The organism is Actinokineospora enzanensis DSM 44649, from assembly GCF_000374445.1.
Lineage (GTDB): Bacteria > Actinomycetota > Actinomycetes > Mycobacteriales > Pseudonocardiaceae > Actinokineospora > Actinokineospora enzanensis.
Genome location: NZ_KB894408.1, coordinates 54,892 through 68,148 on the forward strand (window position 1 = coordinate 54,892; position 13,257 = coordinate 68,148).

Here is a 13,257-nt window from a genome sequence, read left to right on the forward strand (position 1 = left end):
CGCCGGTCGCGGTGTCGCCGGTCGCGGTGTCGCCGGTCGCGGTGTCGCCGGTCGCGGTGTCGCCGGTCGAGGACGCGGTGTCCGTGGCGCCGGTGTCACCGCCTGCGCGGTCGCCTGCCATACGGCCAGGGTCTGCGGGAGCCGCCATGCCACCAACCGGGTCGGTGGCATGGGTGCGGTCACGGCCGGGTACGCGGGCAGCGGCCTGCGGGTAGCCGGTGGGGTCGCTTGAGGCGGGGTCGGGCAGGGCGTCGGCCTCCTCGGGGGGTTCGGGCTCGCGGTTCTCAAGGTCGTTCGCGGCGGCACGGGTGTTTCCGCCGGTACCGGTCCGAGGCGCCGGCGATTCACCCGATCGTGGACCGCCCGCGGGGATGCCGTGCAGGAAGCCGAGGAGTGAGACGGCGTCGCCGAGGTAGGCGCGGACCGTGTGGGTGGACAGGTCGCGTTCGAGGGCGAGGTGGCGTTCGTATTCGGCGAGCACGGCGCGGACCGGGATGGGCAGGGCGTCCCGGGTGCGCAGCAGGTCGACGCGGGCGGTTCGGCGGGTGGCGGGCGGCACCCCCGCCACGCTGGGCCACAACCCACCCCGGGTCAAGCATCGCCACGCCTCAGGTCCGCTCCCGCGACCACCCGTCCTCGCCGCGCCGGGCCAAACCGGTCAACTCCAGCTCGGGCAGCAGGGCGCGTACCCGGTCCAGCGGCACCCCGGACTCGCGCGCGACCCACTCGGCCCCGCGCGACTCCCGCGGACTGAGCGCGTCGTGCACCCGCGCGGCCTGCTTCCCCAGCCCGTCGGTCGGCCGCCGCGGCGCGCTCGGGCCGGGGGCCAGGTCGCCGATCTCGCCGACCGCCTCCAGGACCTCGTCGACGGTGTTGACCAGGGTCGCGGTGCCCGCGCGGATCATCTCGTGACAGCCCCGGGACATCGCCGAGCCGACCTGTCCGGGCACGGCCAACACCGGCTTCCCCAACGCGGCAGCCGACGTCGCCGTGTTGCGTGCGCCACTGCGTACCCCGGCCTCCACCACCACGGTCCCCTGCGAGAGCGCCGCGATCAAACGGTTGCGCACCAGGAACCGGTACTTCGCCGGAGTCGTGCCCGGCGGGTACTCGCTCACCACCGCCCCGTCCCGCGCGACCCGGTCGATCAGGCTCGTGTGCGCGGCCGGGTAGGGGACATCGACCCCGCACGCCAGCACCGCGACCGTGGTCCCCTTGGCCGCCAACGCCCCGCGATGCGCGGCACCGTCCACACCGAACGCCGCACCGGAGATGACCGTCACCGCGCGCTCGGCCAGCTCGTACCCGAACTCGGTGGCCACGTGCTCGCCATACCCGGTGGCCGACCGCGCCCCCACCACCGCCACCGACTTCCGCACCACGTCGTCGAGCGACCCCGCACCCCGCACCCACAGCCCCAACGGCGGCGCCGCCCACCGCGCCCCACCACCGCGCGCGTTGGTGAGGCTCAGCAGGGGCCAGGCGGGCCACTCGTCGTCCTCGGGCACGACCAACCGCCCACCGACACCCGCCGCCCGCTCAAGATCGGCATGGGCGAGCTCCACCTCCTGCCGCGCCGACGTCTCATCGACCACCTGCCTGGGCGCCTCCCCGGAGCGGACAGCGGCAGCCGCCTCCACCGGACCCACCTGCTCGACGAACACCCCCAACGCCACCCCTGGCGGTTCGACCACCCGCAGCAGGTATGCGCGCGCGAGCCGTACCTGGTCGCTCGGGCCGACGTTCTTGGAGCACTCGGCGTTCATGGTTCATCTCCTGTTGCAGGGCAAGGGTTCTCATGCGGCACGGCGATCACGGAACTGGAGCGCGGTCGCCACGTGATCGGCGGACGGCCGCGGATCTCCCGCCAGGTCCGCGAGAGTCCAGGCCATCCGAAGGCTCCGGTCGGCACCGCGCGCGGTCAGGGCACCGACGTTCAACGCCCGGTCGAGCAGCGCGGTGACCTGCCGGGGCAGGACGAAGTCCCGGCGCAGAGCGGGACCGGGCACCTCGGCGTTGGTATGCCACCGCCCGGCCCACCGGCACACGGCCCGCTCCCGAGCCTCGGCGACGCGTGCCGCGACCGCCGCCGTGCTCTCCGGCTCGGTGTCCCCCATCCGCGACATGGCCGTGATCGGACGCATGCGCAGCCGGATGTCGACCCGGTCCAGAAGCGGCCCGGACAACCTGGCCAGGTATCGACGGCGGGCGTTCGGCGAGCACACGCAATCCGCTTCCCTCGGTGGCGCGCACGGGCAGACATTCGTGGCCAGGACGAGTTGGAAACGGGCCGGATAGGTCACCACACCGTCCCGCCGAGCGAGCCGGATCTCCCCTTCCTCAAGGGCGGTACGCAGCGAGTCCAACCGATCCGCCGGAAACTCCGCAGCTTCGTCGAGGAAGAGCACTCCGGCGTGGGCCTTGCTGACCAGCCCGGGTCTGGCGAGACCGAACCCGCCACCCACCAGGGCGGCCTGAGAGGACGAGTGGTGCGGCGCGACGAACGGGGGCACGGTGATCAACGGGGAGTCCGACCTGAGGTCGCCCACCACGGAATGGATGGCGGTGACCTCCAACGCCTGCTCCGGGGACAACACCGGCAACAAACCGGGCAGGCGTTTGGCCAACATGGTCTTCCCGGTCCCCGGCGGTCCCGCGAGCAGCACATGGTGGCCACCTGCGGCGGCGACTTCCAGTCCCCATCGAGCCTCCGGTTGTCCCACCACATCGGCGAGGTCGGGGGGATCGACCTTGGGCCGCCGAAGCTCACGTTCGGGAACGATGAGCGCATCGTCGTCGCCGTGGCTCCAGGTGAGGACGTCGGTGAGGGTGCGGGCGCCGAGGATGGTGAGGTCGTGGACGAGGGAGGCCTCCGGGAGGGCGCGTTCGGGGACGATGGCTCGGCGGAGGCCCGCGCGGCGGGCGGCCAGCAGGCAGGGCAGGACGCCGCGGCTTGCCCGGAGGCGGCCGTCGAGGGCCAGTTCGCCGAGGAGGACCGTGTCGGTGAAGGGGGCGGGTGGGATCTTGTGATCGGCGACCAGGACCGAGACCGCGAGGGCCAGGTCGTAGCCGGAGCCGCCCTTGGGCAGGGCGGCCGGGGACAGGTTGAAGGTGACCAGCTGGTCCGGCCACTTCTGCGCGCTGTTGCGGACCGCCGCGCGCACGCGGTCCTTCGCCTCGTTCAGGGCGGCGTCGGGGAGGCCGACGATCCGGGTGCCGGGTTTGCCGCCGCCCAGGTCGGCCTCGATCTCCACGGGGATGCCGTCCACACCGAACAGGGCGACGGACCACACTCGGGCGAGGACCACTCAGAACACCCCCCGCAGGTGGCGGATCTCCGCCGCGCCGGTGCCGGGCACCAGCACCGCGACGATGTCGAAGCGGGTCGGGCGGGGGCCGACGCCGTTGTCCCGGCGCCAGCGGTCGGTCAGCAGGTGGATGCGTTGGGCCTTGGCCGGGGTGACCGCCTCGGCCGGGGTGCCGCGGTCGGTGCTCGACCGGGTCTTCACCTCGCACACCACCAGGTGGCCGTCGCGGGCGCAGACGATGTCCAGCTCGCCGAGCTCGCACCGCCAGTTGCGGGCGAGGATCACGTGGCCGGTGCGTTCCAGGTGGCGCGCGGCGAGGTCCTCCCCGTGCGCGCCGAGCCGCAGGTGTGTGGACATGGCCGCTCCCGTCTTCCCTGGGCACGGCCGGTGCCGTGCCCCGAGGTCGACAGTGCCGCCGGGGCGGGGGCGTCGGCCATGGGCGCCGCGGGCCTGTGGATGGCTGACGGTTTAGGGCGTAAACCTGTGGACAACCCCGCCCGGAAACGACGAACAGGCCCGCGGCGAGTCTCGCCGCGGGCCTGTCGGGACCGTGCCGTCAGCCGCTGAAGGGGCCGTCCTCGGGCAGCCTCAGGTCGGGTTTGTCCAGCTCCTCCACGTTGACGTCCTTGAACGTGATCACCCGGACGTTCTTCACGAACCGGGCGGGCCGGTACATGTCCCACACCCAGGCGTCGGACATCCGGACTTCGAAGTAGACCTCGCCGTCGGCGTCGCGCACCTGCACGTCGACCCCGTTCGCCAGGTAGAACCGCCGCTCGGTCTCCACCACGTAGGCGAACTGGCCCACGATGTCGCGGTACTCCCGGTAGAGCTGCAGCTCCATCTCGGTCTCGTACTTTTCGAGATCCTCCGCGCTCATCTGCCGCGCGCCCTCCTGGTCGTGACCTGTACCCCGCTACTGCGGGGGTTCACCATTCTGAACCACGGCCGCCGCGGCCACACTCAGCGCCACCCGGTGTGGCGCGCGCAGACCGTGCGCGACGCCCGCCGCGGCCACGTTCGCGAACGACCAGCGGTGCTCGTGGCTGGGGCCGTGCTCGCGCAACGCGCGCGTGTGCACGCCCGTGCAATACCCCTTGTGCACGTCGAACCGGTACTCCGGCAGGTCCCCGTGCAGGTCCGCCATGATCCGGTCGCGGGTGACCTTGGCCAGCACGGACGCCGCCGCCACGCAGGCCGCGGCCTGGTCGCCCTTGAGCACCGGCATGCTTGGTGCGGTCAGCCCCGGCACCCGGAAGCCGTCGACCAGCACGTACCCCGGGTGGGTGGCCAGCCGGGCCACCGCGCGCCGCATGCCGTCGATGTTGGCCACGTGCACGCCGTTCAGGTCGACCTCGGCGGGCGGCACGACCACCACGGCGTAGTCGACCGCGCGGTCGGTGACCAGGTCGTACATCCGGTCGCGGGCGGCGGCGGTCATCAGCTTGGAGTCGGTGAGCCCGTCCAGCCGGGCGGCGTCGCCGGGTCGCAGCACGCAGGAGGCGATCACCAGCGGGCCCGCGCAGGCGCCCCGGCCCGCCTCGTCCACGCCCGCCACCGGGCCGAGGCCGCGCCGGTGCAGCGCGGTCTGCAGGCCCCAGGTGCCGGTGTCGCGGCGTAACACCGCGCGCGGTGGCCGCAGCGTCTCGACCGTCACCGTGTCCCCTTCCCGTCCAGCAGGCCGCGCAGCCGCCTGCCCAGCCACAGCGTGGGCCAGGCCGCCGCGACGCCAAGGCCCGCGGGGATGCCCGCCTGCCAGGCCGGGGCGGACAGCGCGGACTGCGGGTCGTGGTCGCCGACGCCCTGCCAGCGCGACGGCGGCAGGATGATCACGCGGGCCTTCCCGATGACATTGTCCACCGGCACCAGCCCGGCGGCGCCGCCCCCGCCCTGGATCCGGGAGTCGCCCGAGTTGTTGCGGTTGTCCCCCATGACGAACAGCATGCCCGGCGGCACCGACACCGGCTGGAACGCGTCCTGCTGGTCGCCCTCCGCCTCGAAGTGGATGTAGGGCTCGTCCAGCGGCTTGTCGTCGACCAGGACCCGGTTGCGCTCGTCGCAGCAGCGGACGGTCTGCCCGCCCACCGCGACGATCCGCTTCACCACGTCGTCCTCGTCCGGCGCGGCGAGGCCGAACTTGGCGCCGATGCCCTGCAGCCAGCGCACGAACCCGTTGTCCGAGCGGTCGGCGTGGAACTCCGAGCGGTTCCAGGTGTCCGGTCGGTGGAAGACGACGACCTCGCCCGGCTCCGGGTCGGTGAAGTCGTAGACGAGCTTGTCCACCAGCACCCGGTCGCCGTAGCAGCCGGGACAGCCGTGCAGGGTCGCCTCCATCGACTCGGACGGGATCACGAACACCCGGGCGACGAACGACTGGATGACGATCGTCAGGACTAACGCGACCGCCACCAGCAGGGGCAACTCCAGCCAGAACGGGAGCTTCTTGCGCGGCTTGCGGCCGACCTCGTCCGCGTCCTCCGGGCGCTCGTCATCGTCCGGTGTGTTCGCCTCCGACACCCGGCGAGCCTATCGACCGGACCGGTCGGACCGGCCGCGCAGCACCCCGCGCAGCCGCCTGCCGACCCACACCACCGGGAACGCCGCCGCCACGCCGAGACCGGCCGGGATGCCGCTCTGCCAGCCGGGCGCGGACAACGACTGGGTCTGCGGGTTGTGGTCGCCGATGCCCTGCCAGCGCGACGGCGGCAGGATGATCGTGCGCGCCTTGCCGATCACGTTGTCCACCGGCACGAACCCGTTGACGCCGCCGCCGCCCTGCAGCCGCGAGTCGGCCGAGGAGCCGCGGTTGTCGCCCATCACCCAGAGCATGCCGGGCGGGATGGTGATCTTCGGGATGAGCAGCTGGTGGTCGTTGGGGATCACGTGGTTGATGTAGGGCTCGTCCAGCGGCTTGCCGTCCACCATGACCCGCTGCTGCGCGTCGCAGCACTCGATGGTCTGCCCGCCGACCGCGATGACCCGCTTCACCAGGTCCTCGTCGCTCGGGTCGGCGAGGCCGAACTGCGAGGCGAAGTCCTGCAGCCAGGCCAGTGCCGCGTTGTCGGAGCGGGTGCTCGGGCCGTCCTGGTCCCAGGTGTCCGGGCGCTTGAACACGACCACGTCGCCGGGCTCCGGGTCGCGGAAGTAGTAGACGACCCGGTCGACCAGGATGTGGTCGCCGTTGCAGCCTGCGCAGCCGTGCAGGGTCTTCTCCATCGACTCCGACGGGATCACGAAGACCCTGGCGATGAACGACTGGATGACGATCGTCAGCACCAGCGCGACACCGAGTAGGATGCCAAGCTCGGCGATCAGGGACCGTTTCTTCTTCGGTTTGGCCGGGGTTTCCTCGTCGTCCCCCGCCGATTCCGACCGCGGCTCATCCGGTTTCCCGGTGTCCGGTCCGGTTTCCGGTTCCGGCGCGGAACGGCCCGGTTCCGGCGTTTCCCGCTTGGTGTCCGATTCGGAGACGTCGAGATCCTCGGTGTCGCGTCGATCCCCTGGCACGACACCGTCTGCGTCCGACAACCTAGTCAGCCTTCCTGGGTACGAGGATGTTTCTCAGGCGCCTGCCCACCCACAGCACCGGCCACGCCGCGGCCAGCCCCACCCCGGCGGGCACCCCCTGCTGCCAACCCACGGCGGACAACTCGGGGCCCGCCTGCGGGTTGTGGTCGCCGACGCCGCGCCACCGCGACGGCGGCAGCACGATGTAGCGGGCCTTGCCGATCACCTTGCCGAGCGGCACGACGCCACGAATGCCGCCGCCGCCCTGGAAACGGGAATCGCTGGAGTTGTTGCGGTTGTCCCCCATCACCCACAGCGTGCCCTCGGGCACAGTAACCCGCTCGAACTGCTGCTGCGAGTTCGGCACGCCGTTTTCCCAGTAGATGTACGGTTCGTCCAACGGTTTGCCGTCGACCAGCACGCGGTTCTTGTCGTCGCAGCATTCCACGGTCTGCCCGCCGACCGCGATCACCCGTTTGACGAAATCGCGCTCGTCCGGCGGGGCGATGCCGATGAACGACCCGGCGTAGCGCAGCCCCTTGACGAAGACGTTGGCGCCGGGGTCGGTCTTCACGTCGTGCTCGGTCCACGCGTTGGGGCCCTCGAACACGACCACGTCGCCGGGCGCCGGGTCGCGGAAGTTGTAGATGATCTTGTCGACGAACACCCGGTCGCCGTCGCAGCCGGGGCAGCCGTGCAGGGTCTGCTCCATCGAGCCGGACGGGATCGAGTAGACGCGGCCGATGAAGTGCTGGATCAGGAAGGTCAGCAGCAGCGCCACGGCCACCAGGGTGAGGATCTCCCGCCACAGCGGCTGCCTGCGCGGCGGCCTGCGGTGCCTGCCGCGCTTGCGGCCCTCGCGCTCGTCGACGCGTTCACGGCGGGAACGGCCGGAGTTGCCCGGGTACTTCTCCAGGGTGCGGGCCCGCACGCGCGGGATCAGCGCGGTGAGGTCGGCGTCGTAGCGCGGCGGCTCGCCCTTGCCGTCCGACGGGCCCGCGGTCTCATCGGACTGTTCGGACTCCTCGGTGTCGTCCTCGGGTTTGGTGGCGAGGCCCGCGCGCTCGGAGAGGTCGTCGGTGTCCTCCTCCGGGTCCTCGATGTCCGGATCACCCAGCAGTTCGGGGACCGGCGAGAGGTCGTTGCGGGAAGCCCAAGCGGGACGCGACCTCTCTCCCGGCGCGGGCAGGTCGGTCCGTGACGTGGACCCTGCCTGCGGCGGATCGACCGGGGGCATCCCCGGCCGGGAAGGCGGGTTCATGTTCGGACGCGGACCGACGACCGGCATGTTCGGGTGCGAAACAGAACCGGCGCCCGGTGGGGGGTTCTGACGCGAGACAGGACCGGCCGGGGGCAGGTTCGGCCGCGAGGGCGGACCGACCGGGGCCATGCCGGGCCGGGACGGCGGGTTCGCGTCCGGACGAGGACCAGGCGCGCCCGGACGAGGTCCGGCGACCGACAGGTTGGGGTACGACGCGGCGCCACCGCCAACCGGCGGCAGGTTCGGGCGCGACGGCGGGCCGACCACCGGGAGGTCCGTGCGGGACCCGGGCGGCCGAGGCGACCCGCCCGTCGACCGCGGCAGCGGCGGCAGGGTCGGATCGGTGTCGTCGGTCGGCACCATGCGGGCATGATGCGCGTCCCCGCCGCGGGTCACATCCCCATCCGGCTGCCGCGCCGGAGTGCTGCCCGATCGGGTGTGGGTGTCGCCCGACCGGGAACGCTCGGCGGAGCGACTGGCCGCCTCCGGGAACCAGTCCGTGCCCGGGTCACGCCGCGGCGGCACCTGGCCGGGCGGCTGTTCCCCTGGCACCGGCTGACCGAACCAGAACCCCGGGTCGGCAGGCGTCACCTCGGGCAGGTCCGGCACCTCGGGCACCGGCCTGGGCGAGGCGCCCGAGCGGGAACCCGGCTGCGGTCTGCGGGAGATCGGCTCGGTGTCGGTGGTGTCTCCCGCCACCGGGAAGCCGTTGAGCCGCACCCCGTTGAGCGGGCCGCCCTTGCTCGTGCCGTTGGACCGCGCCGGGCCACGCCTGCTGATCGGCTCGGTCGGCTTGTTCTCGTCGCGCGCGGCACCGCCCGCCCCGCGGGAGCGCTCCGGCTCCGTCACGTCGTCGGGCGGCATTCGGCGAGGAGGGCGGTCGACCACGCACCCGAGAGTACGGGGTCGGGTGTGCTGACCGCGTCAGGAAGCGGTCTGCGGCTCGCGCTTCTCCTTGATCTTCGCGGCCTTGCCGCGCAGCTCACGGAGGTAGTAGAGCTTCGCCCGGCGGACGTCGCCGCGGCGGGCGACCTCGATCTCGGCGATGTTGGGGGTGTGCACCGGGAAGGTGCGCTCCACGCCGACGCCGAAGGAGACCTTGCGGACGGTGAAGGTCTCGCGGATCCCGCCGCCCTGGCGGCGGATGACGACACCCTGGAACACCTGGACCCGCGAGCGCGAGCCCTCGATGACGCGGACGTGGACCTTGAGGGTGTCACCCGGGCGGAAGTCCGGGATGTCGGAACGCAGCGACTTGGCGTCCAGGGCATCCAGGGTGTTCATCGGTAGTCCGTCCTCGTCTTCGCGGAGATGTCATACGTCCCGGCCGGGGGCGTCGCGAGATGCGACACTCCGACCTGGGAAGGGCATGTGGGCCGCGCCGTATGGGCGGCAACCCGGAAAGTATGTCAGACGGGATCTCGGGATCCGAAATCGGGCTCCGTCCGCAGCCGGTCCAGCATAGCCCGATCGTGTTTGTCCAGCTGTTCGGGCGGTAACGCGGCGAGGAGGTCCGGGCGCCGATGGTGGGTGCGCTCCAGGGCCCGGTCGCGCCGCCAGCGGGCGATGGCGCCGTGGTTGCCGGAGCGCAGCACCTCGGGCACCGGCCGGTCCCGCCACACCTCGGGCCGGGTGTAGCTGGGGCCCTCCAGCAGGCCGTCGGAGAACGAGTCCTGCTGGGCGGAGACCGGGTTGCCCAGCACGCCGGGCAGCAGCCTGGCCACCGCCTCGACCATGACCATGACCGCGACCTCGCCGCCGACCAGCACGTAGTCGCCGATGGAGACCTCGTCCACCGGCATCCGGGTGGCCGCGTCGTCGATCACCCGCTGGTCGATGCCCTCGTAGCGGCCGCAGGCGAACACCAGCCGCTCCTCGGCGGCCAGCTCGTGCGCCATGGCCTGGGTGAACGGCCTGCCCGCCGGGGTGGGCACGACCAGCCGCGGGGTGGGTCCGGCGCAGACCTCGTCCAGCGCCTCGCCCCAGACCTGGGGCTTCATCACCATGCCGGGGCCGCCGCCGTACGGGCTGTCGTCCACGGCCTTGTGCACGTCGTAGGTCCACCGACGCAGGTCGTGCACGGCCACGTCGAGCAGGCCGCGCTCGATGGCGCGGCCGAGCAGCGCGCCGCGCAGCGGCTCCAGGTAGTCCGGGAAGATCGTGACGATGTCGACGCGCACTACTCGATCAGGCCTTCCGGCGGGTCGAGCAGGACGTACCCGGCGCGCACGTCCACCTCGGGGACGATCTGGCGGACGAACGGGACGAGCACCTCGGTGCCGTCCGGCCGGTCCACGACCAGCAGCTCGCCCGCCGGGCTGTGGCCGATCTCGCGGACGGTGCCGATCTCGGTGCCGTCGCGCAGTCGGGCGGCCAGGCCCTCCAGCTCGTGGTCGTAGAACTCGTCCGGGTCGTCGATCGCAGGCAGGTCCGCCGGGTCGGCCAGTAGCAGCGCGCCGCGCAGGCCCTCGGCCGCGGTGCGGTCGGGCACCTCGGCGAAGCGGACGAGCAGCCGACCGGAGTGTTCCCGGACGGCCGTCACCGTCAGCGCGCGGTCGGCGGCGCCGCGCACCCGCGCGGTGACGACCGCGTCCAGGGCGAAGCGCCGTTCGGGCGAGTCGGTGCGCACGTCGACGGCGAGCTCGCCGGTGATGCCGTGCGCCTTCGCGACCCGCCCGACCAGGACGAGATCCATTGCCGCCATCCGTCGCAGATTCCGATCGTGCTCAGTGATCGGTGTCGACGACGTCCACGCGGATGCCGCGACCGCCGACACCGGCCATCACGGTCCGCAGCGCGGTCGCCGTGCGGCCGCCCCGGCCGATCACCTTGCCGAGGTCGTCCGGGTTGACGTGCACCTCAAGGGTGCGCCCGCGGCGGGTGGTGACCAGCTCGACCTGCACGTCGTCGGGGTTGTCGACGATGCCGCGCACCAGGTGCTCCAGGGCGTCCGCGAGGGCGCTCACTCGGCCGCGGCCTCGGTCTCGGCGGACTCGGCGGGCTTGTCCTCGGTCTTGCGGGCGGGCTTCTTGCGCGGGGTGGTCGCGTCGGTGGTGGGCTCCTCGCCCGCCGCCTTCAGCGCCGCCTCGAACAGCTCCTGCTTGCTCGGCTTGGCCTCGGCCACCCGCAGGGTGCCCTCGGTGCCCGGCAGGCCCTTGAACTTCTGCCAGTCGCCGGTGACCTTGAGCAGGTGCTCGACGGCCTCGGTGGGCAGCGCGCCGACGCCCAGCCAGTACTGCGCCCGCTCGGAGTCCACCTCGATGAGGCTGGGCTCCTGCTTGGGGCTGTACCGGCCGATCGTCTCGATCGCCTTGCCATCGCGGCGGGTGCGCGCGTCGGCGACGATGATGCGGTAGTACGGCGCGCGGATCTTTCCGAGGCGCTGCAGCTTGATCTTGACGGCCACGGGTAGGGGTGCTCCTCAAAGCTCTCGGTCGTGCGGTGTCGGCGGGACGATCCGCGTGGGGAATTGCGGGTCGCCACATCCGGAGGTCTAGGCGTCACGGCACGGTGAGAGGGTCCGGCCACGACGGACAGCGGGTAATTGTGCCAGACGCGCGGCGCGGGGGAGAACCCGCGGGTCATCCGGCGAACGGGACGAGCCGGATCCCGGCCTCGGCCAGGGCCGCGCGGACGGCTCGCGCGTGCCGCACGGCGCCGGGGGTGTCGCCGTGCAGGCACAGCGAGCGGGCGGACGTGGCCAGCACGGATCCGTCGACGGCGACCAGCTCGCCCGCGGTGGCGAGGCGGACGGCGCGGGCCACGACGGCGTCGGTGTCGGTGAGCAACGCCTCAGGTTCGCCGCGCGGGACGAGGGTGCCCGCCGGGGTGTAGCCGCGGTCGGCGAAGGCCTCCTGGACCGGGGTCAGGCCCGCGGTCTCGGCGGCGGCGAGCAGGCGGGAGCCGGGCAGGCCGAGCACGGGCAGGTCGCCGAACGCGCGGACCCCGGCGACCACGGCGGCGGCCTGGGCCTCGTGGTGGACGGTGGCGTTGTAGAGGGCACCGTGCGGTTTCACGTACGACACCCGGGTGCCCGCCGCGCGCGCGAAAGCCGCCAACGCGCCCACCTGGTAGAGCACTTCGTCGGCCAGCCGCTCGGGCTCGACGTCGATGAACCGCCGGCCGAACCCGGCCAGGTCGCGGTAGGAGATCTGGGCGCCGACGGCCACGCCCCGGGCGGCGGCGGCCGCGCAGACCGCGCGCATGGTGCTCGCGTCGCCCGCGTGAAAGCCGCAGGCCACGTTGGCGGAGGTGACGACGTCCAGCAGCGCCTCGTCGTCGCCCAGCCGCCACACCCCGAAGCCCTCGCCCAGGTCGCTGTTGAGGTCCAGCGTCACTTCATCACCCCCAGGCTGATCAGCAGCACGGCAAGGGCGGGCAGGAAGTTGTTGAACTGGTGGGTGACGATGCTCGCCCCGAGCCTGCCGGTGTAGAGCCGGGCCAGGCCGATCGGGATGCCGATGACCAGCAGCAGCGAGGTGCGCAGCGGTTCCAGGTGGCTGACCGCGAAGATCACGGTGGTGAGCGCGAACACCGCCCAGCGGCCCCAGCGCAGCCGCTCCAGCGCCCCCCACAGCAGGCCGCGGTAGATGACCTCCTCGAACAGCGGGCCGACCAGCCAGACGTAGAGGAACAGCACGATCGCGGCGGCGACCGGCATCTTCTGGTTGTCCACCAGGGCACCCAGCGAGGAGGTGGCGTTCTCCTCGCCGACGACCCTGGTCCAGATGCCCGCGGCGATGGTGGTGCAGACCAGGCCGATGAGCCCGAACTTGAAGCCCGCGCGCAGGTCGGCGCGGTTGTAGGAGAGCTTGAGGTCGATCCGCGGTCCGTTGCCGCGCACCTTGGTGACCAGCAGCGTGGCCAGGGTGGCCAGGGCGGTGGGCACGATGGTGCCGACCAGGATCACCGCGACCGAGTCGGTCCGCTCCGGGCCCGCCATGCCGATCAGCGCGTTGATCACGACCGCGGACAGCACGAACACCGCGAAGACGAACAGGAACGCGCCGAACCCCCAGCGGTGGTCACGCGTGGGCGACGGGGTCACGGCAGGCAGGGACGGGGTCGTCGGGGTGGCGGTCGGCTCCCCCGGCGGTGGTGGTGCCATCGCCCCTCCCCCGTGTGTCCGGTCCGTTTCGCTGTGACTCTTCCTGGACTCTTCCCGCTCCCCCGTCGGATTGG

The 13,257-nt window shown here is 72.5% G+C and carries 15 protein-coding genes and 1 pseudogene; all 16 read right to left on the reverse strand.

Annotated features, from left to right (window positions below; all coding sequences use genetic code 11):
* Nucleotides 1-559 (reverse strand): annotated as a pseudogene (locus C503_RS47800) (hypothetical protein); the annotation flags it as partial.
* A 49-nt stretch (nucleotides 560-608) separates the two neighbouring features.
* Complete coding sequence (dprA, locus tag C503_RS0109830; RefSeq protein WP_018682030.1) at nucleotides 609-1,766, reverse strand: DNA-processing protein DprA; 1,158 nt, start codon at nucleotides 1,764-1,766, stop codon at nucleotides 609-611.
* 30 nt (nucleotides 1,767-1,796) lie between these two features.
* Nucleotides 1,797-3,308, reverse strand: coding sequence for a YifB family Mg chelatase-like AAA ATPase (locus C503_RS0109835; RefSeq protein ID WP_018682031.1), 1,512 nt, complete (start codon nucleotides 3,306-3,308; stop codon nucleotides 1,797-1,799).
* Nucleotides 3,309-3,665, reverse strand: coding sequence for a YraN family protein (locus C503_RS0109840; RefSeq protein ID WP_018682032.1), 357 nt, complete (start codon nucleotides 3,663-3,665; stop codon nucleotides 3,309-3,311). It lies immediately after the preceding gene.
* A 199-nt stretch (nucleotides 3,666-3,864) separates the two neighbouring features.
* The gene (locus tag C503_RS0109845; RefSeq protein ID WP_018682033.1) at nucleotides 3,865-4,188 is read right to left on the reverse strand and encodes a DUF2469 domain-containing protein; all 324 of its coding nucleotides are present in this window, start codon (nucleotides 4,186-4,188) and stop codon (nucleotides 3,865-3,867) included.
* A 36-nt stretch (nucleotides 4,189-4,224) separates the two neighbouring features.
* The gene (locus tag C503_RS0109850; protein ID WP_018682034.1) at nucleotides 4,225-4,965 is read right to left on the reverse strand and encodes a ribonuclease HII; all 741 of its coding nucleotides are present in this window, start codon (nucleotides 4,963-4,965) and stop codon (nucleotides 4,225-4,227) included.
* Nucleotides 4,962-5,825, reverse strand: a complete 864-nt coding sequence (gene lepB, locus C503_RS0109855) for a signal peptidase I (RefSeq protein ID WP_018682035.1) — start codon at nucleotides 5,823-5,825, stop codon at nucleotides 4,962-4,964. Before lepB (C503_RS0109855) ends, C503_RS0109850 begins: the two co-directional genes overlap by 4 nt.
* A 9-nt stretch (nucleotides 5,826-5,834) precedes the next feature.
* Entirely contained in the window at nucleotides 5,835-6,836 is a 1,002-nt protein-coding gene (lepB, locus tag C503_RS0109860) for a signal peptidase I (RefSeq protein WP_018682036.1), read from the reverse strand.
* A 1-nt stretch (nucleotide 6,837) separates the two neighbouring features.
* Nucleotides 6,838-7,758: a signal peptidase I gene (gene lepB, locus C503_RS0109865; protein ID WP_425393517.1), complete on the reverse strand. Its 921-nt coding sequence runs from the start codon at nucleotides 7,756-7,758 to the stop codon at nucleotides 6,838-6,840.
* A gap of 1,242 nt (nucleotides 7,759-9,000) precedes the next feature.
* Nucleotides 9,001-9,360: a 50S ribosomal protein L19 gene (gene rplS, locus C503_RS0109870; RefSeq protein ID WP_018682038.1), complete on the reverse strand. Its 360-nt coding sequence runs from the start codon at nucleotides 9,358-9,360 to the stop codon at nucleotides 9,001-9,003.
* 125 nt (nucleotides 9,361-9,485) lie between these two features.
* Entirely contained in the window at nucleotides 9,486-10,256 is a 771-nt protein-coding gene (gene trmD, locus C503_RS0109875) for a tRNA (guanosine(37)-N1)-methyltransferase TrmD (protein ID WP_018682039.1), read from the reverse strand.
* Nucleotides 10,256-10,771, reverse strand: a complete 516-nt coding sequence (gene rimM / locus C503_RS0109880; RefSeq protein ID WP_018682040.1) for a ribosome maturation factor RimM — start codon at nucleotides 10,769-10,771, stop codon at nucleotides 10,256-10,258. Before rimM ends, trmD begins: the two co-directional genes overlap by 1 nt.
* 31 nt (nucleotides 10,772-10,802) lie before the next feature.
* Nucleotides 10,803-11,042 carry an RNA-binding protein gene (locus tag C503_RS0109885; RefSeq protein ID WP_018682041.1) on the reverse strand — a complete coding sequence of 80 codons (240 nt, stop codon included), beginning with the start codon at nucleotides 11,040-11,042 and terminating at the stop codon, nucleotides 10,803-10,805.
* Nucleotides 11,039-11,482: a 30S ribosomal protein S16 gene (gene rpsP / locus C503_RS0109890; RefSeq protein ID WP_018682042.1), complete on the reverse strand. Its 444-nt coding sequence runs from the start codon at nucleotides 11,480-11,482 to the stop codon at nucleotides 11,039-11,041. Before rpsP ends, C503_RS0109885 begins: the two co-directional genes overlap by 4 nt.
* A 175-nt stretch (nucleotides 11,483-11,657) precedes the next feature.
* On the reverse strand, nucleotides 11,658-12,413 hold the full coding sequence (locus C503_RS0109895; protein WP_018682043.1) for a LamB/YcsF family protein: 756 nt from the start codon (nucleotides 12,411-12,413) through the stop codon (nucleotides 11,658-11,660).
* Nucleotides 12,410-13,183, reverse strand: coding sequence for a CPBP family intramembrane glutamic endopeptidase (locus tag C503_RS0109900; RefSeq protein ID WP_018682044.1), 774 nt, complete (start codon nucleotides 13,181-13,183; stop codon nucleotides 12,410-12,412). Before C503_RS0109900 ends, C503_RS0109895 begins: the two co-directional genes overlap by 4 nt.
* Nucleotides 13,184-13,257: the final 74 nt, after the last annotated feature.